The organism is Pseudomonas sp. B21-032 (assembly GCF_024748965.1).
Lineage (GTDB): Bacteria > Pseudomonadota > Gammaproteobacteria > Pseudomonadales > Pseudomonadaceae > Aquipseudomonas.
This window is the reverse complement of record NZ_CP087180.1, coordinates 3,058,539-3,084,288: the sequence shown is the minus strand read 5'-3', so window position 1 is coordinate 3,084,288 and position 25,750 is coordinate 3,058,539. Positions and strand designations below refer to the sequence as shown.

Annotated in this window: 32 protein-coding genes and 1 pseudogene; 16 read left to right on the top strand and 17 right to left on the bottom strand. The window is 60.6% G+C overall.

What is annotated here, in order from left to right; all coding sequences use genetic code 11:
- The first annotated feature begins 10 nt into the window (after window positions 1-10).
- The 4 genes from LOY54_RS14090 to LOY54_RS14075 are packed head-to-tail and all read left to right on the top strand — an operon-like array spanning window position 11 to window position 2,354.
- Complete coding sequence (locus tag LOY54_RS14090) at window positions 11-592, top strand: hypothetical protein (RefSeq protein WP_258606774.1); 582 nt, start codon at window positions 11-13, stop codon at window positions 590-592.
- Window positions 593-594: 2 nt separating this feature from the next.
- Complete coding sequence (locus LOY54_RS14085; protein ID WP_258606773.1) at window positions 595-1,149, top strand: tail fiber assembly protein; 555 nt, start codon at window positions 595-597, stop codon at window positions 1,147-1,149.
- 60 nt (window positions 1,150-1,209) lie between these two features.
- On the top strand, window positions 1,210-1,833 hold the full coding sequence (locus LOY54_RS14080; RefSeq protein WP_258606772.1) for a glycoside hydrolase family 19 protein: 624 nt from the start codon (window positions 1,210-1,212) through the stop codon (window positions 1,831-1,833).
- Window positions 1,834-1,871: 38 nt separating this feature from the next.
- Entirely contained in the window at window positions 1,872-2,354 is a 483-nt protein-coding gene (locus LOY54_RS14075) for a lysis system i-spanin subunit Rz (RefSeq protein WP_408980593.1), read from the top strand.
- A gap of 217 nt (window positions 2,355-2,571) precedes the next feature.
- On the opposite strand, the gene LOY54_RS14070 is transcribed toward LOY54_RS14075, so the two are convergent.
- Window positions 2,572-3,588, bottom strand: coding sequence for a hypothetical protein (locus LOY54_RS14070; RefSeq protein WP_258606771.1), 1,017 nt, complete (start codon window positions 3,586-3,588; stop codon window positions 2,572-2,574).
- A 185-nt stretch (window positions 3,589-3,773) separates the two neighbouring features.
- Here LOY54_RS14070 and LOY54_RS14065 point away from each other — a divergent pair, with 185 nt between their 5' ends.
- On the top strand, window positions 3,774-4,790 hold the full coding sequence (locus LOY54_RS14065; protein ID WP_195884151.1) for an AraC family transcriptional regulator: 1,017 nt from the start codon (window positions 3,774-3,776) through the stop codon (window positions 4,788-4,790).
- A 267-nt stretch (window positions 4,791-5,057) separates the two neighbouring features.
- On the opposite strand, the gene LOY54_RS14060 is transcribed toward LOY54_RS14065, so the two are convergent.
- Genes LOY54_RS14060 through LOY54_RS14050 form a run of 3 tightly spaced genes read right to left on the bottom strand, consistent with a single transcriptional unit; the run spans window position 5,058 to window position 7,784 of the window.
- Entirely contained in the window at window positions 5,058-5,504 is a 447-nt protein-coding gene (locus tag LOY54_RS14060) for a cyclophilin-like fold protein (protein ID WP_195884150.1), read from the bottom strand.
- 16 nt (window positions 5,505-5,520) lie between these two features.
- Window positions 5,521-6,738 carry an MFS transporter gene (locus LOY54_RS14055; protein ID WP_195884149.1) on the bottom strand — a complete coding sequence of 406 codons (1,218 nt, stop codon included), beginning with the start codon at window positions 6,736-6,738 and terminating at the stop codon, window positions 5,521-5,523.
- On the bottom strand, window positions 6,735-7,784 hold the full coding sequence (locus LOY54_RS14050; RefSeq protein ID WP_195884148.1) for an alpha/beta hydrolase: 1,050 nt from the start codon (window positions 7,782-7,784) through the stop codon (window positions 6,735-6,737). The genes LOY54_RS14055 and LOY54_RS14050 overlap by 4 nt, the downstream gene beginning before the upstream one ends.
- 182 nt (window positions 7,785-7,966) lie before the next feature.
- On the opposite strand from LOY54_RS14050, the gene LOY54_RS14045 reads away from it, so the two are divergent.
- Window positions 7,967-8,860, top strand: a complete 894-nt coding sequence (locus LOY54_RS14045) for a LysR family transcriptional regulator (protein ID WP_195884147.1) — start codon at window positions 7,967-7,969, stop codon at window positions 8,858-8,860.
- Window positions 8,861-9,014: 154 nt separating this feature from the next.
- Window positions 9,015-9,224 (top strand): hypothetical protein, encoded by a 210-nt coding sequence (locus LOY54_RS14040; RefSeq protein WP_195884146.1) that lies wholly within the window; start codon window positions 9,015-9,017, stop codon window positions 9,222-9,224.
- A 548-nt stretch (window positions 9,225-9,772) separates the two neighbouring features.
- On the opposite strand, the gene LOY54_RS14035 is transcribed toward LOY54_RS14040, so the two are convergent.
- The 4 genes and pseudogenes from LOY54_RS14035 to LOY54_RS14020 form a co-directional block, all read right to left on the bottom strand.
- Window positions 9,773-10,075, bottom strand: a complete 303-nt coding sequence (locus LOY54_RS14035; RefSeq protein WP_195884145.1) for a hypothetical protein — start codon at window positions 10,073-10,075, stop codon at window positions 9,773-9,775.
- Between the two features lie 823 nt (window positions 10,076-10,898).
- A pseudogene (locus tag LOY54_RS14030) lies at window positions 10,899-11,207 on the bottom strand (site-specific integrase); the annotation flags it as partial.
- A 12-nt stretch (window positions 11,208-11,219) separates the two neighbouring features.
- Window positions 11,220-11,954: a hypothetical protein gene (locus LOY54_RS14025; protein WP_258610754.1), complete on the bottom strand. Its 735-nt coding sequence runs from the start codon at window positions 11,952-11,954 to the stop codon at window positions 11,220-11,222.
- Window positions 11,955-12,215: 261 nt separating this feature from the next.
- Window positions 12,216-12,449 carry a hypothetical protein gene (locus tag LOY54_RS14020; protein ID WP_093382641.1) on the bottom strand — a complete coding sequence of 78 codons (234 nt, stop codon included), beginning with the start codon at window positions 12,447-12,449 and terminating at the stop codon, window positions 12,216-12,218.
- Between the two features lie 145 nt (window positions 12,450-12,594).
- On the opposite strand from LOY54_RS14020, the gene LOY54_RS14015 reads away from it, so the two are divergent.
- Entirely contained in the window at window positions 12,595-12,801 is a 207-nt protein-coding gene (locus LOY54_RS14015) for a DUF6434 domain-containing protein (RefSeq protein WP_093382644.1), read from the top strand.
- Here the strand turns inward: LOY54_RS14015 and LOY54_RS14010 are convergent.
- Both LOY54_RS14010 and lysA read right to left on the bottom strand, forming a co-directional pair.
- Window positions 12,737-13,168, bottom strand: coding sequence for a hypothetical protein (locus LOY54_RS14010; RefSeq protein WP_258606770.1), 432 nt, complete (start codon window positions 13,166-13,168; stop codon window positions 12,737-12,739). The two genes, LOY54_RS14015 and LOY54_RS14010, sit on opposite strands and share 65 nt — an antisense overlap.
- A 141-nt stretch (window positions 13,169-13,309) precedes the next feature.
- The gene (lysA, locus tag LOY54_RS14005) at window positions 13,310-14,542 is read right to left on the bottom strand and encodes a diaminopimelate decarboxylase (RefSeq protein WP_258606769.1); all 1,233 of its coding nucleotides are present in this window, start codon (window positions 14,540-14,542) and stop codon (window positions 13,310-13,312) included.
- A 123-nt stretch (window positions 14,543-14,665) separates the two neighbouring features.
- On the opposite strand from lysA, the gene LOY54_RS14000 reads away from it, so the two are divergent.
- The 6 genes from LOY54_RS14000 (at window position 14,666) to LOY54_RS13975 (ending at window position 18,804) form a co-directional block, all read left to right on the top strand.
- Entirely contained in the window at window positions 14,666-15,580 is a 915-nt protein-coding gene (locus tag LOY54_RS14000; protein ID WP_258606767.1) for a LysR family transcriptional regulator, read from the top strand.
- Window positions 15,581-15,672: 92 nt separating this feature from the next.
- Window positions 15,673-16,404, top strand: coding sequence for a molecular chaperone (locus LOY54_RS13995; RefSeq protein ID WP_258606765.1), 732 nt, complete (start codon window positions 15,673-15,675; stop codon window positions 16,402-16,404).
- A 20-nt stretch (window positions 16,405-16,424) separates the two neighbouring features.
- Window positions 16,425-17,417, top strand: coding sequence for a fimbrial protein (locus LOY54_RS13990; protein WP_258606763.1), 993 nt, complete (start codon window positions 16,425-16,427; stop codon window positions 17,415-17,417).
- A gap of 47 nt (window positions 17,418-17,464) precedes the next feature.
- Window positions 17,465-17,812 carry a hypothetical protein gene (locus LOY54_RS13985; RefSeq protein WP_258606761.1) on the top strand — a complete coding sequence of 116 codons (348 nt, stop codon included), beginning with the start codon at window positions 17,465-17,467 and terminating at the stop codon, window positions 17,810-17,812.
- 26 nt (window positions 17,813-17,838) lie between these two features.
- On the top strand, window positions 17,839-18,264 hold the full coding sequence (locus LOY54_RS13980; protein WP_258606759.1) for a VOC family protein: 426 nt from the start codon (window positions 17,839-17,841) through the stop codon (window positions 18,262-18,264).
- Between the two features lie 12 nt (window positions 18,265-18,276).
- The gene (locus LOY54_RS13975) at window positions 18,277-18,804 is read left to right on the top strand and encodes a DUF2867 domain-containing protein (RefSeq protein ID WP_093382665.1); all 528 of its coding nucleotides are present in this window, start codon (window positions 18,277-18,279) and stop codon (window positions 18,802-18,804) included.
- 10 nt (window positions 18,805-18,814) lie between these two features.
- Here the strand turns inward: LOY54_RS13975 and LOY54_RS13970 are convergent, their stop codons facing one another.
- The 4 genes from LOY54_RS13970 to LOY54_RS13955 form a co-directional block, all read right to left on the bottom strand.
- Window positions 18,815-19,096: a hypothetical protein gene (locus tag LOY54_RS13970; RefSeq protein ID WP_045201920.1), complete on the bottom strand. Its 282-nt coding sequence runs from the start codon at window positions 19,094-19,096 to the stop codon at window positions 18,815-18,817.
- Window positions 19,097-19,174: 78 nt separating this feature from the next.
- Window positions 19,175-19,507 (bottom strand): DUF2388 domain-containing protein, encoded by a 333-nt coding sequence (locus LOY54_RS13965; protein WP_258606758.1) that lies wholly within the window; start codon window positions 19,505-19,507, stop codon window positions 19,175-19,177.
- 9 nt (window positions 19,508-19,516) lie between these two features.
- Window positions 19,517-19,855, bottom strand: coding sequence for a hypothetical protein (locus tag LOY54_RS13960; RefSeq protein ID WP_258606757.1), 339 nt, complete (start codon window positions 19,853-19,855; stop codon window positions 19,517-19,519).
- 63 nt (window positions 19,856-19,918) lie between these two features.
- The gene (locus tag LOY54_RS13955) at window positions 19,919-20,440 is read right to left on the bottom strand and encodes a DUF3016 domain-containing protein (protein ID WP_258606756.1); all 522 of its coding nucleotides are present in this window, start codon (window positions 20,438-20,440) and stop codon (window positions 19,919-19,921) included.
- 85 nt (window positions 20,441-20,525) lie between these two features.
- Between LOY54_RS13955 and LOY54_RS13950 the strand changes: the two genes are divergently transcribed.
- Window positions 20,526-21,221: a metallophosphoesterase gene (locus LOY54_RS13950; RefSeq protein WP_258606755.1), complete on the top strand. Its 696-nt coding sequence runs from the start codon at window positions 20,526-20,528 to the stop codon at window positions 21,219-21,221.
- On the opposite strand, the gene LOY54_RS13945 is transcribed toward LOY54_RS13950, so the two are convergent.
- On the bottom strand, window positions 21,199-21,825 hold the full coding sequence (locus LOY54_RS13945) for a LysE family translocator (RefSeq protein ID WP_258606754.1): 627 nt from the start codon (window positions 21,823-21,825) through the stop codon (window positions 21,199-21,201). The two genes, LOY54_RS13950 and LOY54_RS13945, sit on opposite strands and share 23 nt — an antisense overlap.
- Window positions 21,826-21,904: 79 nt before the next feature.
- Window positions 21,905-22,714 (bottom strand): AraC family transcriptional regulator, encoded by an 810-nt coding sequence (locus LOY54_RS13940; protein ID WP_258606753.1) that lies wholly within the window; start codon window positions 22,712-22,714, stop codon window positions 21,905-21,907.
- Window positions 22,715-22,888: 174 nt separating this feature from the next.
- Between LOY54_RS13940 and LOY54_RS13935 the strand changes: the two genes are divergently transcribed.
- Window positions 22,889-23,515 (top strand): LysE family translocator, encoded by a 627-nt coding sequence (locus LOY54_RS13935; RefSeq protein WP_045201937.1) that lies wholly within the window; start codon window positions 22,889-22,891, stop codon window positions 23,513-23,515.
- On the opposite strand, the gene LOY54_RS13930 is transcribed toward LOY54_RS13935, so the two are convergent.
- A complete protein-coding gene (locus tag LOY54_RS13930) occupies window positions 23,512-25,740 on the bottom strand; it encodes an autotransporter outer membrane beta-barrel domain-containing protein (RefSeq protein WP_258606751.1) in 2,229 nt (742 codons plus the stop codon). The two genes, LOY54_RS13935 and LOY54_RS13930, sit on opposite strands and share 4 nt — an antisense overlap.
- Window positions 25,741-25,750 lie beyond the last annotated feature (10 nt).

The window sequence follows — 25,750 nt, the reverse complement described above, 5'->3', positions numbered from 1 at the left end:
GGAGTCTTTAATGGCCAAACAAGCAATCAACCTTGGAACTGTGCCCTCTGGAGTCGGTGGTGATACGCCGCGTGCAGCCTGGACCAAAGCCGTTGCGAACTTCGATGAGCTGTACGCACAGCTGGGAGGCAACACTCTCCCGGCGGCTATTCCAGTGGCCAAGGGCGGCACCGGTGGCACCACCCAGGCGACTGCCCGGACGGGTCTTGGTCTTGGGACTGCCGCCACTTCGAACAAGCAGGCCAGCGCGACCGATGCAACTGCTGGCGCCTTGCTTACTGTCGGAGGCTTCGGCCTCGGCGCATTGGGCGGCGGTCCAGCATCAACGCCGAACTCGGCTTACCTGAATGGGTTCTACAAGTTCGGTGCTGGTGCTGCTGGAAGTCCATTCGCCGATGCCGGCGGTTCGCTGCTGGTCAACAGCCTCGGCGGAAACTACATCCAGCAGATCGCGATGACGGCGACCGCAGGCAACCTTCCTTTCATCACCGCGCGCCATTTTTCCAGCGAGGGTAATCCAGGGGCCTGGGTAACGCTCTACCACACGGGCAACACAATCCGTGCCGCTGACGGCACTTTGAAGGCGATCTGAACATGAGCAGAGCGGCAATCAACATCCTTGGCAGTACCGGGGAAATTATCGACATCGCCTCATTGGGCAAGGCTGAAATCACCTGCGAGCACGCTGGCCCTGGCCATTACCTTGTGCACGGAACGCAGGGTTTGGTCCCTGCGCCTGAAGGTTGGGGCTATGCCCTCAACACTGTCGACAGGGATGCGTCGATTGCGATCGCATTTGATGACGATGTCCTGGCCGTGACTGCAACGGTGGGCGGGCAGCCTGCGGACCTGCAGCACAGCATCACTCTGCATGTCGCGGTTGAGGCTCTGCCTGCGATTCAACCGCCGCCCCCTGCAAAGCCCGAGCCTAGCGACCCGCTGCTCCTGGCTCAGCAAACCCAGGCACGGCTGCGAGAGATTGCCGACTATCACATTGCCCCACTGCAGGATGCGGTAGACCTGGAGGAGGCGACAGAGGAGGAGGCGGTAGCGCTCAAGGCCTGGAAGAAGTATCGCGTAGCGCTGAGCCGCGTTCACGATCAAGAGGGCTATCCGACCTCCATCGATTGGCCTCAACAGCCCGCCTGACATCAAGCTAACCCCATCGCACCCGCCATCGAGCGGGTTTATTTTTGCCTGGAGAATCGCATGTCCCCTTTGACCGAGCAGCAATTGCTGCAAATCCTCCCGAACGCCCGCCCAGTCGCGGGCATTTTTTTGCCTGCGCTGAACCGGGCCATGGCGCGCTACAAGATCGACAGCCCGGTGCGCGTGGCCGCGTTCCTCGCCCAGATCGGGCATGAGTCGGGTCAGCTGCGCAACCTGGTGGAGAACCTGAACTACAGCGCCGAGGCGCTGGTGCGCACCTGGCCCGGCCGGTTTACCGCAACTTCAGCGGCAGTCTGCGCGCGGCAGCCGGAGAAGATCGCCAACATCGTTTACAGCGGGCGCATGGGCAACACTCGCCCGGGGGACGGCTGGCGGTACCGTGGGCGTGGCCTGATCCAGCTCACCGGGCGATCGAACTATGCCGCCGCCGGCGCCGGCCTGGCCCTGCCGCTGGGGGACAACCCCGAGCTGCTCGAGCAGCCCGAGCACGCCGCCATGTCCGCCGCCTGGTGGTGGTCGACCCACGGCCTGAATGAGCTGGCCGACGCCGGCCGCTTCCAGGACATCGGTAGCGTGATTAACACCGGCAAGCCTGGCCGGGTGCCGCACGGCGCCGCTGAGCGAAAGGCGCTATATGACCGCGCGCTGAAGGTGCTGGCGTGATCAGCTGGCGCACGATCGGTGCAGCGGCATCGCTGGCGCTGGTGGCCTGGGCGTTCTGGGGCACATACGAGCATGGACGCTCGACCATGGATGCTGAATGGCAGGCCAAGAGCGAGAAGCAAGCCAATGAATTCCAGGCTGAACGAGAAGCTGCTGCTGTGGCGGTGATCAACTGGCAGGACGCAGAGCAAGCTCGGCGCCGCGCCCTTGAAGATCGGCTACAGGCCAGCGATAAATCCCACCACCAGGAGCTGACCAATGCTCAAGCAACCCAAGCTCGGCTGCGCGATCGCCTCGCTACTTCTGATCTCCGGTTGTCAGTCCTACTCGCCGCCCCAGCCCAGGGTAGTGGCTGTGGGGTGCCAGCCACTACCGGCGCCGGCGGCGTGGTTCATGGAGCCCCGCGAGTCGAACTTGACCCAGCAACTGCTCAACGAATTGTCGCCATCACCGATGCCGGTGACCAAGGATTGATTGCCTTGCGGGCGTGCCAGGCCTACGTCCAAGGCATCGAGCAGTGATCTGGAAAAAACCAAGCCCAGACGGCTGCTTTCGACCCTTTGCGGCCGTTCGTGGATGACCTAAACCGGCCAATACCAGCCAGTCGCATGCTTACATGACCGGCTAGAGCAGAACCTCGCTAGAAAGCGCAGTGGATTCGGATGCTGACGGACAACAATAAGCATCCGGCTGTGCAAGGTACAGAAGGGCACTTAAGCCATCGCCTACCCCGTCACCTCAGTAGAGATGGCGCAGGTCATGCTTGACCACCGCATCGACCACCAGGCTGGTGGCCTTGCCCAACAGGCCCGTACCGTTCATGTGCTCGGACAGCATCTTGGAAAAGGCTGGAATCTGCCTTTCGTCCAGGTGTGTTGCGCGATCCCACAAGCCCGCGGCCAGCAGTGCTGGGCAGTGCTGGAAGCGATAGCGCTCGACGTTCACGACGGTAGCGACCCGAGGTGGCTTGCCGTTGATTGCCAGTGGGGCGAGCAAGTTCGAGTCGTTGTTCAACCAGGCGCGCCCGGCCACGGATAAAACCGTGTCGGTGCCGGGCTGAAGGAAGGACAGGCGCAAGGCGCCATCGACGAGAATATTGCTCAGGCTGCAGGCAACCTTGTTGCCAGGGCGTTCCGGTACCAGCAGAGTGTGGCGATCCAGTACCTGTACGAAACCAGCCGGGTCACCTCGTGGCGACATCTCGGTGGCGTCGGCCTGGCGCTGCGTAAGCATCAGCAGGTACGGCGAGGCGGCGATAAAGGCCTGCGCTGGCTCGGACAAGGCCTGCCCTGTGTCAGCTAAAAAGGGCGTGGTGTACTCTCTGGCCCGCCAGAAATCGGCGCGTACCTTGGCTCGCGAACAGTGCAGGAACAGCGCCTCGGCGCGAAACTCCAACAGCTTTCCGGCCCGCAGAGAGCCCCGGCCATTGGCGCGCAGGCTGAACCCCACGCCGGGAAGGATGAAATACAGACTGCAGGCCATCTCCTCTATCGGCTGCTGTGAGATCGCTTTGTCTGCCGGGCAGGGCAGCAGGATGTCCTGGCCCTCGGCCCGTAACACTGGATGGTGGCGCAAATCGAGGTACTCGATATCTAACCGCGGGTCGGCGAAGCCGACGGCGCAAACCGTCGCTTGGCGGATCATCAGCAGGCAGTGCTCATCCAACTTGCGCTGCAGGCGTTTGTGCATCATCGCCGGTGGTGGCGGAATCAGTGCGCGCAAGGCGCTTAACGATTCGATTCTGTGCTCGGGCATAGCAGGTCTTCCTGTGCCATGGTCGTGTCGTCGATGCTAGGCAGTCCGATGACGGCTGGCCATGGCTCTGCGGTTCAACCTGTATGGCTTTTGGTTGCAACCTGCACTTGCATGGCCGACGGCTGGCCGCCGCTCTGCACCGTGCGTTAGAGTCGTTACCCAAGCAACTACCAAGAGCAAGTCCGATGGTCAGAAGTACCACCGTATCGGCCGTCGCAGTGCTGGATCTGCACGACCAGTTGCTGAATCTCGGCGTGGTCACTGCAACCCAGTTGCGGGAGGCCGGGGTGGAGGGTGCCAAACTTCTCGACCAGGGGGCTGCGGCATCGCCGATCCAGGAGCAGCGTGTCGACGAGACCCAGTTACTGGCGCTGTGGCAGTTCGCCGCGAACAACACGCAATTGCCGCATATCGGCCTGCTGATCGGGCAGACCTTCAACCCCGCCACGCATGGCGTGCTGGCTAGTTGGTTGCGCCAATGCAGTCGGGTGAGCGAGGTGCTGGAAGTGTTCCAGCGGCATATCGCGCTGATGAACCCTTCGGAGAGCTGGCAGTACAGTGAAACGGCAGATGCTCTGGTGCTGGAGATCACCTTTGCCCCCGGCAAAACCTACCCGCAGGCCGCCATCGAACGCAGCATGAGTGCAGTGCTGCGCTGGAGCCGGGAGATGACCGGCGTAGAGCTGCGGCCTCTGGCGTGCGAGTTCGCTTTCCCATCCCCGGCCTACCATGCGCACTATGTCGAGCTGTTCGGCAGCGAGCTGCGCTTCGACAGCGAGAGAAACAGCCTCCACCTGCCGCGCGACTTCCTGCAGCATTCCATTCTCGGCGCCAGCGACTACCTGCGACAGATGCTGGAGTCTCGTGCAAGGGCGACACTCGCGCAGCTGCAAGACGCAGATACGCTTGCCGGCACGGTGCGTCGCTTGATTCTCGCAAGCCTGCCAGAAGGCGTGAGCATCAAGCCAACCTGCCAGGCGTTGCACGTCAGTCGCACCACGCTCTACCGACGCTTGAAGGAAGAGGGCACCAGTTTCAGCGCGCTGGTGGCGGAGGTACGTCGCGAGTTGTCTGCGGAGCTGATTCGCCAGGGGCTGCCCGTGGCGACGGTCAGCGAGCGGCTGGGGTTCAGGGATACCAGCACTTTCCACCGTGCCTTCAAGCGCTGGTTCGACCGCCCTCCGGGAGCCTTTCGAGACTAGCAGTGGGCTTGCCGCTTTCGGCGCCAATGGCGCGTTAAGCGAGGCGATTGAATTGCCCCTGAAAAGGTAGGTACCTGCGAACCTCAATGCAGGAGACTGGCCTGCTGCGAATCAGTCCGCTTCCGGCCGATTTCTGCACTTCGCGACCGGCAGCTATGGGTCGAAAGCAGCCGGTCATGACTGACCGCTTTTGGCCGATAGCTGCCGCTCGCGACCGGCTACAGTCGGCCAAAAGCATACACTCACGGGGCAGGCTTCGCGCCCCTCCTACTTCACCGAGAAGTGAATGTTCACATCATTCCGGCCTAACGCTTCGGCTAGCTCCTCGGGGCTATCGACACGACCAATTCGGGTGTAGGAGTAGGTCGACTCGAACGTCCGGTAGAAAATCACCAGCGTATCCGCGCCGTACAGCATCAGATCGCCAGTGCGGATCGTACCGGGCCTTACTGCGCGGGCTGGCAGCCGCTGCGGCAGGCTCGCGTATTTCTCGTCGGCATTGAGTTCGCTCATGTCGAGGGTAAGTGGTAATAGCTGTGTAAGTGCTCGTGAGGTCTCGCTATCGTCCAGGGTGATTGTGAAGCGCTGTTCGCCAACGGTCATCCACATACGATCCTCCTTCAGAGTTGTCTCCGCGAATGCGCAGTCACTCAGCATGAACAGCAGGCATAGCCGGATGCCCGAAAGGCAGAAATGTTGGCTGAGCTTATACATCTTGAAGACTCCCACCTCACCTTGGCTGACCCGGCTGCGCACGCATGGCCAGAACGGTAAGGGCCGCGCCAAGCAACAGAATGGCTGCACTTGCAGTAAAGGTGCTCTGGTAGCCGCTGTGGTCGAACAACCAGCCGCCCAGTGTTGAACCCGATGCAATGGCAAACTGCACCACTGCCACCATAAGCCCTCCACCTGCCTCGGCATTATTGGGCATCGCTTGTGCAATCCAGCTCCACCAGCCAACAGGCGCTGCCGTGGCCATCAGCCCCCACAGGCCCAGTAGTATCACCACCGGAACGACCCAGCTACCGGCAGGGATCAGCGCGAGGGCAATCACAGCCATCAGCACTGGAATGGCAATCAACGTGCGATACAGGTACTTTTTCAGCAGTGAGCCGATCAACAGCGTTCCACCCAAACCGGCTACACCGATAACCAGCAGGATCAATGACAGCGTAGTGGCATCGACCAAGGTCACCGTTTCGAGGAAGGGCCGCAGGTAGGTGAACAGCGCAAACTGCCCCATGAAGAAGGCTCCGCAAGCCGCCATGCCGAACGCTATCGAGCGAGTGCCGAGCAGCCTGAAAACACTGGGGGCGGGACTCTTTCGCTGCTGGGCCTTCATGCTCGGCAGGCTGAGCCACTGCCAGACCAGTGCGACGAGCGCCACCGGCACCAGGCAGAGGAATGCCCCACGCCAACCGATTACCGCGCCCAGGTAGCTGCCCAGCGGCGCCGCGATCACCGTAGCCAGGGCGTTGCCACCGTTGAAGATGGCTAGCGCCTTGGGCACCTGATCATCGGGCACCAGGCGCATGGCCGTGGCCGCCGACATTGACCAGAAACCGCCGATGACCACGCCTAGCAACGCTCGTCCCAGCATGTAGAGGGTGAAGCTCGGCGCGAGCGCTACCACCGCGCCGGAGACCGCCATCAGGCCCGTCAGGATGAGCAGAAGCGTCTTGCGATCCATGCTCCCGGCCAGCCAGGTGATCGACAGGCTGGTCAGCACGGCGAACGCACCGGAGATGGCGATTCCTTGCCCCGCAACGCCTTCGCTGACCTGGAGATCCGTTGCCAGTGGCGTCAGCAGACTGACGGGCATGAACTCCGAGGCGATCAGGGCAAAGACGCAGAGCGTCATCGCCAAGACCCCACCCCAGTGACTGGGGCAGGACAGCGGCTGGTCAGTGGCGAAGGCGCCTGGCTGGGCGGCAAGTTTGCTAGTCATGGTGCCTGCCTCGCGGATCGCTTCAGGCCGTTCTGGAAGAACTGGGTGAGCTTGTCGAAAGGAATCAGATTCACCCGGTCATACAGGTCGACGTGCCCGGCGTTGGGGACGATGTAAAGCTCCTTGGGTTCGCCCGCCAAGCGGAAGGCTTCTTCACTGAACTCGCGCGAGTGAGCGTTTTCGCCAGCGATAAAGAGCATCGGGCGCGGGGAGATCGTCTCGATATCCGCGAACGGATAGAAGTTCATGAACTTAATATTGCTGGTCAGCGTCGGGTGGGTGGTCAGCTCTGGGCTGGAGCCCGCCGGGGTGAACTCGCCTCGCGCAGTGCGATAGAAATCGAAGAACTCACGCTGGATCGGGTGGGTATCGTCTGTCAGCTCATGCACGGTGCCGCTGGTGTACTGCGTCTTGCCGCCAGTGAACTCCACGTAGCGCTGCTCGGCTGCGGCGGCGATTGCCTGCTTACGCTGCTCCAGGGTTTGCGAATGCTTGAGGCCGTTGCGATTGGCGGCACCCATGTCATACATGCTGACCGTTGCAATCGCCTTCATGCGCGGGTCGATCTTGGCCGCGCTGATCACGAAGCTGCCGCTGCCACAGATGCCCAGCACACCGATGCGCTGCCGATCCACGAACGCCTGGGTGCCGAGATAATCGACAGCCGCACCGAAGTCCTCCGCGTACATGTCGGGGAGAACGGCGTTGCGCGGGCGGCCCTCGCTCTCGCCCCAGAATGACAAGTCCAGCGCCAGGGTAACGAAGCCTTGCTCCGCCAGTTTCTGGGCATACAGGTTGGAACTCTGCTCCTTCACCGCGCCCATGGGATGGCCCACGATGATAGCCGGGCTGGGTGCGGACTTACCTAAGCTCTTAGGGGTGAACAGGTTGCCCACCACCCTCATCTGGTACTGGTTGTTGAAGCTGACCTTCTCCATGGTCACCTTGTCGCTCTGGAAGAAATTGTCTGCACCGTTGGACATGTCGGCTCCTAAAGCTGTGAATGAGCTGAGCAGAAGGCCCAGGGCTGCAAGAAGTCTGTTCATGGGGGCGTCCTCTTCACGGGTTGAAGATCAATCGCCGAGCGGGCTCTGGCGATTGCATGGGCCCGCTCGCGGGAAAAGGCGCAAGGGGACAGGAGGCATTGTCGTAAAATAAATAGGCCTTGATTAGCTAATTAATGCTTAAAGCCGCTATAACTTCTGCTACTTAATCAGAGGATGGGCACATGCCTCGGCATAACTTCAACGACCTCCAGGCTTTCGTGACCGTGGCTCGCGAAGGTAGCTTCACGCGTGCAGCAGCGCACCTGGGCGTTACCCAGTCGGCCGTCAGTCAGGTGGTGTCAGGGCTGGAGGCACGGTTACAGATTCGCCTGCTCACACGCACCACCCGCAGTGTTTCGCTGACGGCTGCTGGTGAACGGTTAATGGAAGCTATCGGCTACCGCTTCGATGAAATCGAAGCCGAGCTGGATGCCTTGACCGAGCTGCGCGACAAACCGGCGGGCACGGTACGTATCACCTGTGGTGACAACATCATCAAGACGACCTTGCTGCCCAAGCTGATACCCGTACTGGAGGCCTATCCGGATATCAAGCTCGAATTCGATATCAACTACGGCTTCCGTGACATCGTGGCTGAGCGCTTCGATGCTGGTGTGCGCTTCAGCGGGACGGTTGCTCAGGACATGATCGCTGTACGCATCGGCGGCGATCTGCGCATGGCAGTAGTGGCGGCCCCCAGCTATTTCGCCCAGCACCCCATCCCCACGCACCCCAATGATCTGGCTGCGCATCGCTGCATCGATATCCGTTTTCCAACCTATGGTGGAGTGGATGCCTGGGAGTTCGAGCGCAAAGGCAAAAAGCTGAGGGTGAGGGTCGAAGGGCAACTGGTGTTCAACACCACGACCCATATTGCGGACGCAGCCGTCGGCGGCCTGGGAATCGCCTATCTACCCGAAGACGAGTTCGCCCCCCACCTTGAAGAGGGCCGGTTGATTAGTGTGCTAGAGGACTGGTGCGAGCCGTTTTCCGGCTATCACCTCTACTATCCCAGCCGTAGACAACCATCGCCTGCCTTCGCCCTGGTGCTCGAAGCGTTGCGAGTAACGAGGTAGAGCCAAAATGACGGATTGGCTCCATATCTTTTCCTCGATGTCCGCTTTTGGCCGGAAGGTGACACTGGTGGTCATCGCTGATCTGGTTGATCCGTAGCGAAGCCCGAATGGCCGTTGACCTATACTGCTCTGATCAAATAGCCGGAGCAGCAGCGTGAAGAAGACCCTGGCAGGAATTATCGAGGCTGGTGAGCCACTGATACAACAGGCCATTGATGCGCAGCGTCGCTACCAAGCAGCTGTGGACGCTGGCCAGCCAGGAGAGGAAATCGAGCGCCTGCGGCTGGAGGCTGAGTCGCTGTACCAGGCGGTCACCGAATACCAGCTGCGGTCGCTTGGCGGACCTGCGCGCACGCTGCACTAAGCGCTAACCCTGCGGCGGCATTGCACCCCAGTTGGCAGGGCAGCGTGGGTGATGCAGGAACCATCGAACTCAGTCGAGAAACTGGACAAGCTGTTCTCAATTTACGCAGAGACCTCATCGTCGACAAAGCAGCCTTGAGGGCGGCGCAGACGTATATCAGGGAGTCTGCCAGCGACCCTAGGAGGCTCGGGTTTCGCTTTGTCTTTTTGCGGCCAGCTCTTTTTGACGGTTCCTCTTATCCAATCGGTAACCCCACCAGAGTGTGGCAATACCGAAAACGACCAGCAGTGCTATTTGATATATAGGCACTATTTTCTCCTTAAAAAATTAGACACGCAGAAGGATTTGGCAGCGTCGTACAGAATTTTTCCGAAGCGCTCAAGTGCGTGACGAGTGGGCGGCGATTTGACGGGGGCTATCGAAAAGAACTGCGAGCAGGCCTGTGGTGGCCTGCTGCAATATCGCTCAGGAGTGGCGAGAGTAGTAGTGGTTTTCCTGGTTGTTCTTATAGGTTTTTAGGTTACTACTCTCTTTAGGTCGCTGTGTTATTATTCAGATGCGCCTCGGCAGCTCCCGCAGCGCCATCCTTTATAAAGCTCTGACTTCTCAAGGGCTGTAACCAATTCACGACCGCCTATAGTATTTTGGCAGTTGTTATGTTTTTCATTTGGTTTTTTCGTTCCCTCGCATTTTTTTTGCAGGAAGGGGCTTACCACTGCCTGTTGCTTTGACGAAAGCGCTCTAAACCCCTTGTCGACGGCTAGCTGGGCGTAGCTTTGTACGCTTGGCTTTTCACCTTGTAATGCGTTCTGCGCGATAAGGGCCGAGAAAATCTCTCGCTCGATAGTCATTCGTTAATCCTTTATTCAACCAACAAGTTTGCTCGTGCTACTTCTTGTTCTGAGCAATGCGAAAGCATACGTTACCATTGGGTGGGGTTTTAATGAACTGGGTTTCCATCCAGCTATAGAAGGCAAGGCTTCTCATTCTTCGTCAATAAATGTTGTTTTCTTGGTGTTTAGAGTATTTCAAGAGGCCTTTGTTACAATTTATTTCTTGTTCGTTGAAAGGGGGAATTTTAATTTCTGCTTTAATGGGGATAGTGTGGTGAGCGAAATCGCCTGTGTTTCTCGATAGATTTAAGGGTGACGATATTTTTTATGAGCTTCTATTTTTTATAAGAGATGCACTGTGCTAATAGTAAGGGCCGCTATTTTTCTCTTGCGGGCTGTCAACCAAATTCGCACGAAGGAGCTTGGTCTACAGCCCGCTGGTCTACGACACTTCTTGTGGGGGCGGGAATGGCCTTGTCCGAACCGCAGCCCCGTATTTACTGGCGCTTTTCGTAGGAGCGGGCTGCTGATCTTGCTGGATCTGGGCGGCTGTGTTGCGCAGGCTCAACCGGAGGCCCGCTTCGTGCGCGTCGAAGTGCCGGTTCAGGTGCCTTGCCACGCGCCAGATGACGGGGTGCCGACGTGGGCAGTTGCAGGGCTGCGCAAGAACGCCAGAGGAGGGGTGATGCTGATACCAATTTTGATACCAATGGGTGCGCTTGGGTGGGTGCTGATGGGGGATTTCGCCCAATGAAATCAACGCATTGGCACCCGCTAACACCCATGCAGGACTGCATGGTGATGTTAGCGGTGGAGATCAAAGGGCTTACCTATCAATAGCTTATGTGACGTCTTCGCAGCTGCGGACCCATTTCGGACCAATCTGGAGCTTTTCCAGCGCCTGCCAGTCATTGGACGAGTTTATCCAGCGTGCATACGTCGATAAGAGCATCTGCACGCTATGCCCGAGCTGTTGGGCGATAAATGCGGGGTTGAGGCCAGACATTAAGCATATTGTCGCATAGGTGTGACGGCAGTTGTATGGCCGCCGGTAGCCGATCCCCAATTCCTTGAGGATTGGCCGCCATTGGTGATGCAGATCGGAGGTTTGCTGCACACATTCTGCGTTTTTTGACGGCGCAAAGATGTACAGCGGCTCCTGTCAGATTTTCGGTTTTACGTTCTTCGCTTGCTCATCAGACAGTTTCTTGCTTCGATCGGCTTCGGCGTTAGCATCACGCGCAGCCAGCTCGTCAAACATTGATTTGACGTCGATGATGGACACTGTGTAGTGAGGCACCATTTCGTCTGGTTGTTCCGAAGCGCCAACCTGGATGATTTTCCCGCAGGTCGGGCTAAACGATTGCGGCGCCGGAAACGACACACCGGGAATGTTGCTGCTGGCGCTGCGCACGCCCTTGCATGGACCCTCTGAGCTGGGGCCAAAGTACTGTTTCCCGTCGCGGTCGTACTGCCACACAAGGCCGAGCGACATCATCTGGGTAATGTTCGACGGTTTACCGAACTTTTCAGTCAAGGCAGTTTTAAGCGCCTCTGTCTTGATGCGCGACCCGTCTTCGAAGCGTTGAACACGCGCAATGAACCACACTTTCCCAGCATCATTCTGAAGCGCTGCAAACTCGTCAGAAGGCCCCCCCGCATTGCTGAGGCCGGTTCCTTTGAGTCGGTCTGCTGTAACTGCTGTAACGCCGGCTTCCTTGCCGTCACGCAGCATCAATGGCGAAAGCTTGAAGTTTGGGTTTGCCTCTGCAATAGCTTCTTTGGCGACAGCCAACGAGGATCCAAGGGCGACGCCGGAAATGTCATCTGCGGCCAGAACAGCCGTGCAGGTTAACGTGGCGAGAAGGGCGGCGATGCCCGAACGTTGAAAACGCATGAGAAATAGTCCTTATCAAAAATCAGCATACCTGCAAGGTATGCATGCTGCTCCTGTTGCGCAGTGCGGCGTGGCCGCGCCGAATATTAACATCAACCTGCCGTAACAGTGTCAATGCTGGCGCGCATGCAGGGGGCAAGACATCGGCTTCGATGCCAATCTGGTGAAGGCGATTCGGGCGAATCGATCTGGCGGGATAAATCCGAAATTCAAAGCACGCCAGGGCGGGGCCAGGAACAGGAATAAAGGCAAAGGGTGAGGCTAGCGTTGGTCACCGCGCACAGTTACCCTGATGCCCGTGGCCACAATCTCGTACTCCGTCTCGGAAATCTTCTTCACCTCACCGCCGAATTGCATCTCGAAATGCTTGCGGCCCTCATGGCGAACCATGCCGTGAGATGAGCGTTCAACGGTCTCGTCCTGATAAATGTTGATCACGTACTGCACGTTGTCCGTGCCGACACCCATGAGCTTGCCAACATATTTATCTGCCATGTCCGAACTCCTTGCGTGAAGCCTCAAGGTAGCGGGTACTAGCAGATCTATCCACTGCCTTGAACGGTGCGGGTCACCCTGCTGGTGTTTTGTGGCCTGGGCAGTGCTAGGCTTTGGGCGAACCACACCATCCAGGGAACAGGAAATGAGCTTCGACTGGCACGCAGGGCCGATTACCCGCAGCACGCCGCTGGACAAGAATTATCGCAATACCCAGGAGGTCCGGCGGTTTCTGATTGGCCAGTGCGGGGCATCATTCAAGTTCGACCGACCCTTCATGGCCTGGGTTAAAACGGCGGAACCTCTGACGATGGGCGACGTGGCGGATGAGTGGATGCGGACTCACCGTTGATCTGATGCTGGCGTTTGCCGATACGGGCCACGGTATGGACAATGGCGCGGCGCATCAACTCGCACTCGTCGTCCGAGTCGATATCCGAGCCTTCAGTCCAGTCGTCGGGGTTCTTTCCGTAGAGGTCTTTGGGCATCGCGCAGAGAAATGCGCAATCGATGTGAATACCCAGCTGCACCGCCAGGCGCAGGGCGTCGCCATCATCCAGTAGCGGGTTCCACAGCACGTGCCGTGCGTCGACGCGCAGCAGAAAACCCGCTTCACCGTCCCTCGGGTGCCCCGTATGGCCTTGCCATGCATCCGTCCATTCGATGAGTTCATAGCCGGCAGCCTTGGCTGCCAGTTCCAGTAATTCCCGGTCAGTCATGCCGTATACCCATCTTCAAGTGCCCGGCTTAGCCGTGCTATCCGTATTTTCGCGTCCCTGCGTTTACGCATGACGAAGCGCCTCATCATAACGGCCTTCACAGGTCATTTCCAAAAGGGCGGGACGCTGGCGAAGGGGAAACTACACCTCCATTTCCAGTGCCATGAGCTCCTGTATGGTCTGTCGGCGCCTGATCATCCGCAAAGCACCGTCTTCGATCAGCAACTCAGGTAGCAACGGCCGGCTGTTGTAATTCGAAGACATGGATGCACCGTAGGCGCCTGTGTCGTGGATCACCAGAAGATCACCGACTTGAGCCTGTGGCAGGTGCTGAGGGGCCAGCGCCAGTTCGTCCTGGGTAAACACATCACCTGACTCGCACAGCGGCCCGGCCACCAGGCTGGGCTGCAGCGGGCGATCTACCGGCATCCCCTGGGCGTCGAGCAGGGTCATGCGGTGATAGGCGCCGTACAGCGCCGGGCGCATCAAGTCGTTGAAGCCGGCATCGACCAGGATGAAGAGATTACGGCCCACCTGTTTCACTGCACGGACTTCGGTCACCAGGCAGCCTGCTTGCGCCACCAGAAACCGCCCCGGCTCGATCTCCATGCGCACCCCATGACCGAGTATTGCCTCGATCTCCAGCCGGGCCGCTGCCCAGGTGCGGGCGTAGCATTCAAGGTCGACCGGCTTGTCGCCGCGTTGGTAGGGCGTGGACAGCCCTCCACCGATCGAAAAGGCTTCGATGTCCATACCCAACCGGCCAACCAGATCGACCATCGAGCGGGCAACCCGCTGCAGATGCTGGTAGTCCACGCCCGAGCCGATATGCATGTGCACGCCTACCAGGTGCAGGCCATGGGACCTCACGCAGTCGAGCGCTTCGAGCAATTGCGCGTGCCAGATGCCGTGCTTGCTGTGCTCACCGCCAGTGTTGGTCTTGCGACTGTGACCGTGGCCGAACCCCGGGTTGATCCGGATCCACACGCGGTGCCCGGGGGAGTGCTGGCCCAGCTGGCGAAGCATATCGATCGAGCCAGCATTCACTTCGATCTTCGTTTCGATGACCCGCGCCAGGGTGGGCTGATCCAGCACGTCGCAGGTCAGTACCACCCCGGCAGGATCTCCCGCCACCGACGCACCCGCCGCGAAGGCCCGTTCCATTTCACCCAGCGATACGGCGTCGAGCACCAGGCCGCGCTCGCGCATCAGGCGCAGAATATGCAGGTTCGGATTGGCTTTCTGCGCGTAGCGGACCGTGTCGAAGCCTTGCAGTTGCTCGATCCGCTCACCGATGGTGTTGACATCGTAGATCCACAGCGGCGAACCGTGGCGGCGCACGGCGTCGGCCAGTAATGTTAAGGGAGCGGTCATGATGGCGTTACTCATAGGCAGGGAAGCCCCGAGGATGAGTCATTCAGGTGATCCAGAAAAATAGCTAGTTTTCTCAAGGCTATTCATATCTGATATGTCAATCACCTCCCGTTGAGTGTTGTCGTGAAGCTGACCGTTCGCCATATCGAAGTATTTCGCGCCATCATGAACGCGGGCAGCGTTACCGGTGCGGCTCGCCTGCTGTTCACCTCGCAGCCGACCGTCAGCCGGGAACTGGCGCGCCTGGAGCACCTTAGCGGTTTGCGCCTGTTCGAGCGTGAAGGTGGGCGCCTGGTGGCGACGGCCCAGGCGCTGCTGCTGATAGAGGAGGTCGAGCGTGCCTATGTCGGGCTTGAGCGTATTGATCGCTTTGCTCAGGCCATACGCAACTTCGAGCAGGGCCGATTGGCCATCACCTGCCTGCCGCTGTTCTCCCAGACCTTGCTGCCCAAGGCCTGCCAGCGATTCCACCAGCAGCACCGCGGCGTCAGCGTGAGCATCACGGCGCAAGAATCGCCGTTACTGGAAGAGTCGCTGGTCGCCCAGCAACACGATCTCGGCCTGACCGAAGTCGAGCAGATTCCGCGAGGTGCCTACGGGGAGTTGATTTTCAGTGCCAGCATGGTCTGCGTATTGCCCGACCAGCATCCGTTACTGGCGAAGTCCGAACTCGCGCTGAGCGATTTTCATGAGGTGGACTTTATCAACCTGGCAAGTCTGGATACCTACCGGCAGCAGTTGGACCAGCATTTCAGAGCGATGGCAGTCAATCGGCGCACGGTCATCGAGACCACCAGTGCAGCATCGGTGTGCGCCATGGTCAGGCAAGGCCTGGGGGTGGCGATCATCAACCCGTTGAGTGGGCTGGAGGCGGCGCAAAGTGGGCTGCCGATTCGCCGCCTGAGTGTTTCTGTGCCGTATAAGGTGATGTTGATACGCCCGGATTATCGGCCGGCCTCAACCGTGGTGGAGCGATTTTGCGAGGTACTGAGGTTGCAGGCGCAGGACATGGCTGCAGTATTGGCAAGGGGCTACTGACACGACGCCAGGGCGCGGCCACTCTGCCGTGAGTATCAGCCTTTCAGAATCGTCTGATACAGGCCGGGCCTGGGCCACGCCATCATCGGCGGATGAAATTCGAACGCAGCGTCTCGCCAGTACCCCGCAGGTTTATCGCCTCAATTGGTTTCCTCCTGGCCTTGGCCTGCGCCTGCGCACGGGCCGAGATTACCTTCGACGGCTTTACCCGGTTCGTTTTCGAGGGCACGCAGAAGCAGTTGCCGCTGATTATCGTCAATCAGGGCAATGAGCCGGCGCTGGTGCAGGTCAAGCTCGGCTGGGGCGACAAGCAGGACAGCCGCGAGTTGCCCATGGCCGTGTCGAAACCCTTGTTGCTGATACCCGCCAACAGCAAGGCATCGACCGACATTCTCTATCAAGGGCAGGGCCTGCCTGATGACCGCGAGTCGTTGCTGATGCTGAAAGTGCTGCAGATTCCGAAAAAGACTGCCGACAGCAACGCCATGGCGATTGCCCTGCAGCACAACCTCAAGCTGTTCTACCGGCCGCGATTGCCTGGCTCGGTCAAGGAGGCTGTGGAGCAGCTGCGCTGGTCTGCAAGCGCAGCCGGCAGCTATGAAGCGCGCAACGATTCGCCCTATTACCTGACCCTGACCGAAGTCGGTTTGCTTGATCATTCAGGCGCCGCCTGCGGCAAGGTCATTGATCATCTGATGATTGCGCCGTTTTCGACCTATTCATTGCCCGTAGGCGACTGCGACCGGCCCGTCGACCAGGTGGCCTACGCCTATATCAGCGACGCCGGGCTGGCCCATGCGCGTCGCAGCGAGCTGCAGTTGTGATTATTCCGGAAGGCGTTGCCATGTTGAGCAGACAGTTACTTTTTATTGGTGTTTTGTTTTTTCTGAGCATTCCTGACAGCTATGCGTTGAAATGCCAGAAGAGCGCTTCGGCGCTAATCAATGATACGACCACCATTACCGATACCACCGCCATTCCCAACTCGTTGCCTGCCGGCACCATTCTCTGGCGACAACCCACGCAAACCATCAGCGTCGAGTGTTGGGTGGACTTTCAGGGCAACCCTAGTGAAAATATTTACTTTTACATGAACCCGAACAGGGTCGATCTTGGCAAGGACATAGAAATCGGCGTCACTTACCAAGGCAAAGACTATTTGTATTCATCCTTAACCGGTGGAAAGCTGGACATCGGTTGGACTGTGGCCGGCTGTCCAAAAGGCGATACGTGCGGCTGGCAAAAAGAAAGCAAAGCCATGACCTACTCGTTGTTCTTCGTCAAGAAGTCGCCAGCAGGCGATAACAAGGAAGGGCCGATCACTTCACTTGCCAACTACCGGGCGTTCCAGTTTGACGGGGTTGGCGGTGTACGGCCCGGCGAGAGCTACAACGTCACCGTCAACGGCTTGAACAAATTTCGCTACCTGCCTTGCGAGTCGTCGATCAACATCCAGCCGAGTGTTATCAATTTCGGTGCGATCCGCACCTCAGGGGCCAAGGTCGGAGCAACGATCAAGGAGGTGCCGTTCACCATCACCGAACAGCGCACCTGCAATGCCGCCTATGGCCTGGGCGGATATCTGGAGCCGTTGACCGCGACGTTGAACACGGCCCAGGACACGCTGGTCCCGACCGACAACAAGTCGGTGGGCATCAGCCTGATCAACGAAGACGATCAACGCGCGTTGTTTTTCAAGAAAGAGTTCTTGCTCACCCCCAAGACCACTTCGACCACCAACACCCATAACTTCCTGGCACGCCTTAAATGGATGAGCGCAACGCCGACTTTTGGTGAGTTCAATGCCGGCGCGACCCTGGATATTTTCTACAAGTAAGCCGCAGCGCTGTTGTAGACTCGGCGCTTTGCCAGGGAGGCGCAGCGGTGTTTCGCTATCTTAGCTGGAGTGCACTTGCACTACTGACCGGCTGCAGCACGCAGCAGGCGCCGGTCATCGACGCGTCGTTGCTACCGGTGTATAGCCCGCAATTGCACACCAATACCTACGCACGCTGGGGTGAAGAGGGCGTGCAACGCATCAGCCGCGCCCAGCGCCAGGCGCTATACGCTATCGCCCGCCAGCCGGCCTGTGACCAGGTCACGTTTCTGGCCCTCACCGAGACCATGAGCCAGCCACCGGCAACCATCGTGACCTTCGTTGAATGCCGCAACCGCTGGCGCTTTTATATCGACCAGGATGCCCGTGTGCTCAGCAGCGAGCACCGTGGTTAGCGCTTCTTCCCTTTATGGATATGCCGATGTTCAAGATGAACGCACTGGTGCCGGAACTGATTGTCAACGACCTGCAGCGCAGCCTTGGGTTTTACTGCGAGGTTGGCGGCTTTGCGCTGGAGTACCAACGCCCCGAGGACAAGTTCGCCTTCCTGTCGCTGGGCAACAGCCAGATCATGCTCGAGCAGGACTGGCATAGCGAATCGCCCTGGCGCGTCGGCCCGCTTGAGGCGCCTTTTGGCCGAGGCCTGAACCTGCAGATCCGCTGTGAAGATGCCACTGCACTGGCCGGCGCATTCGAGGCCGGCGGTTACCCGCTGCGGCGGGCGGTGGAAGATCATTGGTACCGCAGTGATGAGCGTGAGGCCGGGCAGCGCAATTTCCTTATTCAGGACCCGGATGGCTATTTGCTGCGCTTCTTCCAGGACCTCGGCTTTCGCCCCTGCCCATAAGGAAACACGCCGATGAACAAGCCCATCAAAGCCTGTGCGGTTCCGGGTAACGCACGCATCCACCTGCAACTGGCCGGCGCCGATTTCGTCGATGCGCAGCGGGCGCAGGTGGCAAACGCCGAGCGCACGGCGCTGGGCCATTTCTTGCGGTTGATGAGCAGCATGCCGGGCTGGATCGACAACCTGATGGTGCTGCGCAATCGCCTGGTTCGCTTGTGTGGCCTGAAAGACCTGGGGCGCTTGTCGAGGATCGACCTTGATCGCGAAGAAGGGTCATACCGGGTCGATGAGCGCATCGGTATCTTCACCCTGGTCAGCAATAGCCCGGATGAAGTGCTGCTGGTCGATCGCGACAAGCACCTGGACGTTTACATCTCGTTGCTACGCCTGCCCCTGGGCGCCGACAAGCGCCGCGAGATCGTGGTGTCCACCGTGGTGCACACGCACAATCGTCTCGGCCGCTTGTACATGTTGCCGGTCGCGCCGTTTCACCGCTTTATCGCACCCATTGCCCTCAGGCGCCTGGTCAACGCCAGCTAAGCGCTTGCGCTCAGACAAAACCCTGATCGGCAAAGCCGCGGGGCAAGCGCTGGCGACCGGGCAGGGCGCTCAGGCGCTCGACCCAGGCACTGCGCCAGTCGCTGGCGGCGTGCTGGGTGCTGGCCCTGCGTGCGCGTCGGGCGGCATTGCGCTGGTCTTTGCGTGCGGTCTTGAACGCATCGGTGTTGCGGCAGCTACGGCATTTGACCCGATTGAGTTCGCTGGTGGCGACCAGGTTTTTACCGTGGTGTCCGCAGGCCAGGTGGCCGGCGGTCTTGAAGTGAGTGACCATGGGGATCCTCCTCGGCACTGTTGCTCAACAACAGGCTCTAAGGGTTGGACCGCTTGGGCAGGGTCAGGTTCGGCGCCGCTAGAGGGTGACGATGGCCAGGGCCAGCTGCATGTCGCTCATCGGCCGTGAGCCGCTGCCGGCCCGGTATTCCTGCACCGCCCGTTCGAAGGCGACACCACGTATGGCGCCGTCGGAGCCGACGAACGCGGTGGCGTCATCCTTGGCCGACTTGAACAGCGCCGGCGCACCGGTGGTGGTAATAAACGGGCTGGCCACGACGACGCTGACGCCAATTGCCACCACCATGGTGCTGCGTTCGATCGGGTTCTCGATCGGTTCACCGGCCCAGGCTGGCGTTGCCAGCCCCAGCACCACCAGCAGTGCTGCAATCTTGCCCACGTCCATGTTCATGCCGCTCCGTTACTTGAGAGGGGTGTTGCGTGAAACTGTGTGACGGTTGTATGACGGATAGCGGCGCATTTTCGTCACCGCCCAGCCCAGCAGCAGGCCGGCGATCAGCAAGGCGCCGGCAAACCACAGGTTGAACAACAGCGCCCGGTGGAATTCTTCTGGCTGCAGGTCGGCGTAGTAGGTGATGTAGCCGGAGCCCGTGCGACCACCCCGGGGCATGCGGACCCAGCCGCGTTCCTGGTCTATCCAGTACGACAGGGTCAGCCATAAGGCGCCGGTCAGCGCGGCGACGGCCAGGGCCAGTACTCCCAGGTCGTTGCTATCCCACGGGCGAGAGCGTTTGCGCATAAGCGTCCTTGCTTGCGGGCCGTCCTCTGACGGCTGGAAAACCGCCAGCATAACAGCTGATGGCTAAAAGCCCGAAGTCTGGTGCTGCACGCTGAACTGCTTGCGAAACCACGCCTGGAGCATGGCCTTTTCGGCATACAGGCGGTCGCTGTCAACGCGCCGGCCCGGGCGCTGCAGGTAGAACTTGTCGCTCACATGGGCATCGGCCTGGCTGACAACCTGGCCGGGTTGCGACAGGGCATAGTGCAGGTCGATACTGGGCCAGGTGACGTCACGCATGATCCGCACTGAATAGGCATTGGCCCGCCACGGTTCGTACTGGCCCGCCAGGTCGATATCGCGGATGTCGATGCGCAGGCTCTGGCCGGGCGCCAGGTAACGCTGGCCGAGCTTGACCAGGTAGGCGCTCAGCTCCTTCATCACATAGGCATCGGCGCCGCGTGGGTAGCCGTTGCTGTCGAGGCTGGCGTCGCGAAAGTGTTCGGGTTTGTCGAAGGTGACTTCGACGTTGGGCGTGGCCGCCGGTTGCGCCAGGCTGTTGCAGGCCAAAAGGCTCAAGGTGGCCAGGGTCAGGGCAGGGCGCATGATTCACCTCCAGATGCAGCCTTGCGCAGTGTGCTGCACAGGCTTCATTGTACGCCTGTACGGATTGAAAACAGAGGAGTCGGCAGTGCGCAGGATCGAGCGGTTTACAGCCAACAGGCGCGGGCGGGACGTGGCCGTGGGCGATATCCATGGGCATTTTTCACGCCTGCAGGAGCGGCTGGCAGCTATTGGCTTCGATCCGACGGTAGACCGCCTGTTCGCCGTTGGCGACCTGGTCGACCGCGGCCCGGAGTGCCCGCAGGCCCTGGAGTGGCTGGCCAAGCCGTGGTTCCACGCGGTGCAGGGCAACCATGAAGCCTTGGCGATCACCCACGTTGATGGCGGCACCCTCGACTACAGCCAGTACCGCGCCGCCGGCGGCGGCTGGTTCCTGGCCCTGGACAGCGATGAACAGGCGCGCTTTGCCGAGCGCTTTCGGCGCCTGCCGCTGGCCCTTGAGGTGGAAACCGCAGACGGGCTGATCGCCCTGCTGCATGCCGATTGCCCGTTCGGCCACTGGTCGCAGTTGCGTGAGCTGCTGGTGAGCACGCCACCGAGCGAGGTCCAGGAAGTTTGCCAATGGTCGCGCAAGCGCCTGGCTGCTGGCGATGAGACGCCGGTCGAGGGGCTGCGGGCGCTGGTGGTCGGACATACCCCGCAGCGTGAGGTGCGGGTGCTGGGTAATATCTGGCATATCGACACCGGCGGCTGGGCCAGTGGCCAGTTCAGCCTGCTCGACCTCGCCAGCCTCACCGTGCTCAACGCCAGGCCAAGTGAATGATCACCCCCAGCGCCAGCAACATCAGCACCACCCCCGACACCCGCTCAAGCCAGGGCAGCAGCCGGGCAAAGCGCCGGCGTACCCGCAGGTTGCCAATGGCCGCGGCCACCAGCACATCCCACAGCAGCACTGCGCTGAACATCCACAGGCCATACAGCCACTTCCAGCCAGCACTGGCCTGGCTGGCCGCGACCATGCTGGCCAGGCTGACATAGAACAGCGCGTTCTTCGGGTTGAGAATCCCCGACACAAAGCCCATCACCAGGCCCTGAAACCACGGGTTCTTTAGCAGTACAGGGTCATCGCCCACCGGAGTCAGGGCGCTGGCACCGGCATGGCGCAGGAACAGCACGCCCAGGTACAGCAAATAGGCGCAACCGGCCAACTGGATGAGGACAAACAGCGTGCTGTCCGGGCGCAGCGCCGACACTCCGGCAAAGGCTGCGACAATAAACACACCATTGGCCAGGGCAATGCCCAGGCAGGCGCCGGTTGCCTTCAACCAGCCGGCGCTCATGGAGGTGCGCGCGACCAGGAAAAAATCCGGGCCGGGTGACAGCAAGGCAAGAAAGTGCGCGGCGGCAATGAGTAAAAACTGCTCCATCGGTTTCGGACTTCTTCAGCAAGAGGGCTGCTGATTGTCCGTAGCGGCTGCAGCGCCTGTATTGAAGAAAATTGCGCGCTCAGCTGCGGTACAGGCCGGGCGTCACCCCGGTATGGGCCTTGAACACCCGCTGGAAGTGGCTCTGGTCGGCAAAACCCAGGCGGTAGGCAATGTCGGCCATGTCCTGGCCCTTGCGCAGCCACTGGCGGGCACGGTTGATGCGCAGGTTCAACTGCCAGGCATGGGGAGTGAGGCCGGTGGCGGCGCGAAACGCCCGGATCAGCTGGTAACGGCCCATGCCGGCGCTGCTGGCCAGTTCGCCCAGCGACAGGTTGCTGGCGTCTTCCTGGGCAAGGCGCTCGAGCAAGGGTTCGAGGCTGCGATCAAGCGCCTGAGCTGTGGTGGCTGGCGCCTGATCATCATGATCACCGATGAACTCGATCAGCGCGGCCTCTTTCACACCGGCGCAGGCCTCGGAGAACAGCAAGTCGTTGAGCCGGGTAAAGCGCTCATAGGTAGAAGGATTGCGGGTGATCTGCGCAGGCCTTGCCTGAACCTGCGTTGCCAGGGCCGACTCCAGGCGCAAGGCTTGCAGCCAGCCGGCGTCCAGGTGGAGCATCTGGTAGCTCCAGCTCAGCCCGGGTTCGGGGTTGCAGGCATGCACGCAGTGCGCCGGGACGAACACCAGGGTGCCGGGCAACAGGCGCGTTTGCCCTTTGCCTGCGCCGGTGAACACACTGCAGCCCTGATCGACCGCGCCAATCGAGAACGTTGGATGGCTGTGCGCTTTGTAGCAGGCACGGCTGTCGCAGGCGCGGCGGCTCTCGACAAAGGGCAGGGCCGGGTCACGCCAGAACAGGGTAGGGTTTTTGCCGGTTGCCCGCAGCATCACGACAGCCTCAAGGGGGCGAAGTTTCGAGCTTATCAAGCTGGCGGGAGTAATTCACTGGTCAACCGCTGCGCAAGGCTCGTTGCCAAGAACACAGTTTTTTCGCCCAGCTGTACCTTGACCCCGATACGCTGTGCGCCGGAACCTTATGGCTCCAGTTACCGGAGAGCCCCCATGGACCTGTCCACCCTCGCGCTGTTCATCCCGGCCTGTTTTGCCCTGAACATGGCCCCTGGCCCGAACAACCTGCTGTCACTGAACAACGCCAGCCGTTACGGCCTGCGCATTGCCTGTGTGGCAGGCATCGGCCGGTTGCTGGCCTTTGCCGGGATGATCGTGCTGGCAGCCATGGGCCTGGCAGTGGTGCTGCACACCAGCGAGTACCTGTTTTTGCTGGTCAAGGTGCTGGGTGCAGCCTACCTGTTCTACATCGCCTGGCAGCTGTGGCGCGCGCCAGTGGGCGAGGCGCTGGCGGCTGACGGCCAGCGCCGCGGTACCTTGCGCCTGGCGCGCCAGGAGTTCTGGGTGGCGGCGGGCAACCCGAAGGCGATCCTGATTTTCACCGCCTTCCTGCCGCAGTTTGTCAGCGTCGCCAGCCCGGTGCCGGTGGCCGAGCAGTTTGCCTGGCTGGGCGGGCTGTTCCTGCTGCTGGAGTGGCTGGCCATTGCGATTTATGCCTGGCTGGGTGCCTACCTGCAGCGCTGGTTCAGCCAGCCCGGGCCACGCCGGCTGTTCAACCGGGTCAGCGCCACGCTGCTGGGTTGCGCCGGCATCGGCTTGCTGGCAGCGCGGCGTGCCTAGTAGCTGATGCGTATTCCCAGGTTGGCACCGACGCGCTCCTGCTGGCGGCTGTCGAGGTTGCTGGCGTAGTCGATGCCCAGATGCACACTGAACTGCTTATGCAACTGCGCCACCAGTCCGGTGCCGACTTCAAGGGACGTTGAGCGATAATCGGTCCGGACCTGGTCGACACCGGCGAAGACCAGCGAGTCGTGCCCGCCATCGGCGTGCCAGATGTTGGTTTGCAGGTAAGCCTGCAGGGGCGTCGTGCCTGCTCGCAAGTTACCCTCAAGACGCAGCCCCAGGCGGCTGCTCACTTCGGTCCGGGTATCGAAACTGACCGTCGATACACCATCTTGCACCTTGTCCAGGCTGACCTTCTGCACCAGCACTTGTGCCTGGGGCTCCAGGCTCCATTGGCTGGACAAGGCAAACGGCCGGCCCACCTCCAGCGAGCTACCCCAGGCATGGCCGTCGAGGTCGATTTTTTCGCCGTCCTCCGAGCGCGCGCGGCCGTCCAGGTCGGTGTACTGCACGACCATATCGAGGTAACCGTGTTGTGGTCCGATCAGCGTCCAGTACACCCCGGCGCTGTCGCCATCGAGCCTGAGGTCACCGACCGGGCGATCCGCAAATCCCTGCGCATAGCCTTTGACATCACCGTTCAAACGGCTGTGGCCGACATAAACACCAATGTGCTGGCGGTAGTCTGCGGCGCTGGGCGAGGCAAACAGGTCCTGGCCTGCCTTGTAGCCATAAAGATTGCCATCCAGGCTGGGGCTCACCGAGCCGGACCAGCTTTGATGAAAGCTGTAGCCATGGGCTTGCGCCCAACTGGCGGCCAAGGCGCCCTGTTCAGTGAGCAGACGCTGGTCGCCCTGGCGTTGATGGAAAGTACCGAGGTTGAATTGTCCGATCAACGCTGCGGCGCGAGGCGCAGCGGCATACAGTGAGGCCTGCGATCGGTACAGCGGGATGACCTGGCCGGGGATCGCCCGGGGCAGTTCGGCGAGTCCCGGGGCCGGTGCGGCCAAGGGCGGCGGGCGGCCGTCAGCAGGCGCGACCAACGCCGAACTCAGGTACCAATTGTTCTCGCTGCCGGGCGTTACCCCTCCTTTGAACAGGCGATAGTCGAAAGCCCCGGCCGACAGGCGCTGGGTCTGGGTAAAGGCGGTATCGGTACTGGTTGCACCATTGGCGGCCTCGACCACCAGGATGCCGTCCTGGCGGGTCAGCCCGCCCGGGCCGTGAAGATTGGTGACCAGCAGGGCGGTATCGCCAGAAATCGCCCCCTGGCTGATAACCAGGCGGTCGGAAGGCGAGTCGTCAGTGCCTAGTACGGTGTTCACCGCCAGCCTGCCTTCGTTGCCGAAATAATTGCCAATGACGGTCAGGCGCCCCTGGCCATCGCCGCTGTTGCGCAGGTCAACCAGGCCGGTGTTGCCCAGGCGCGCGTTCAGGCCGGCAGCAAAGGGCCGGATCACACCGGTGCTTGAGAACAGCGTGCTTTCTCTGCCGATGAATAGATCGCCCGTGCCGGTGGCAACATCGATCGGGCCTCCGCCGTCGCCGAGAACCAAGGTGTCGTTGAGTGTGTAGTGGCTAACGAAGCCAAGGCTGATGCTCTCCCAGTTGGTGTACAACGCTCCGTTTGTGGGAAAGCTGTTCTGGAAATGCAACTCATCGCGTGCAGCGCCGCCATTGAAGGGTACGAACAACTGCTCGGCCCGCAGGTTGACCATCAGCACCTGGTCGGTGGTGTCGCCCATGTCGACGCTGCCGTACAGTTGGCCGCCTTTCCAGTTGAAGTGATCGTTCTCGGGGCCGGTGGAAACGTTGCCGTGAATCTCGCCACCTTCGAAGGAAATCAGGTCGATACCCTTGCCGGTGATCAGGTTGCCGCCGAGCACAGTGCCGCGAAACACCAAAAAATCATGGCCATCACCGGTGATCAGATCGCCGTCGATGGACCCGCTGGTGAGCGCTACATCACCGTTGCCGGGCTGCAATTCTATGCGGCCGATACGCCCGCCCCGCAGGGCAACGCTATTACCGTTGGCAAAAGTGCCGACGATGTGGCCGCCGGTCATGATCAAAAGGTCCCGCCCGTCGCCCTGATCCAGCGACTGTACCGTACCGCCGCTCATGGTCAGGGTATCGGCCTGCGGGGTCTGCACGATGTCGCCGAAAACGTCGCCGTCGACCACGACGCGATCTTCGGCCTCGGCATCCAGGGCAAACGCCATCCAGGGAAGG